Consider the following 524-nt stretch of genomic DNA (forward strand, 5'->3'; position numbering starts at 1 on the left):
GCTTGGTGTGGCGTGGAATTGCATCAGTTGGTTGCGGCCTAAAATAAAGGGGTCTGTCCGCTTCCGGCTGTTGTCGCTGTAAAAATCTTGTACGGTATATTGATTGCCGCGTTTATTTTTCAGTTGACGGTAGTAACCGCCCTTGACGGCGCTATTGCTGGGATTGCCGTGTGTATCGAAATAAGTCACGATTTGTTCGTCAATAATATTGATGCCGCCTGTGTTGTTTGGGGCGGTTTTATTTTTGTCTAAGGCAATCGGTATGTTGACGGAAGTACCTAGTCCGACATGGCGCCCGATGCCTGTTCCTATGCCTAAACCGATGGACATGCCGGGTGTGCCGGCGGTGCAGGCGCAGAGTGTGGAAGAGAGAAGAATGAGGGGGATTGAGTGTTTCATGGCATTTCCTCGCTATGGGTAGGAGTGAAAATGAACCTGATTACAGGTGGTAACGGGAGGGTGTGGTTTTCGTCGGACAGGTTGCGGCTGGGGACTTTTCTTATTGAATTATATCGTTTTTATAT

Annotated in this window: 1 protein-coding gene; it reads right to left on the minus strand. The window is 48.7% G+C overall.

Translation table 11 applies throughout. The features are described 5' to 3' along the window. A partial coding sequence (locus ACTHUR_RS18020) for a NemA protein (RefSeq protein ID WP_440400116.1) occupies window positions 1-399 on the minus strand: 399 nt, incomplete at its 3' end. Between the last annotated feature and the right edge of the window lie 125 nt (window positions 400-524).

Source organism: Neisseria sp. P0021.S007 (genome assembly GCF_051956855.1).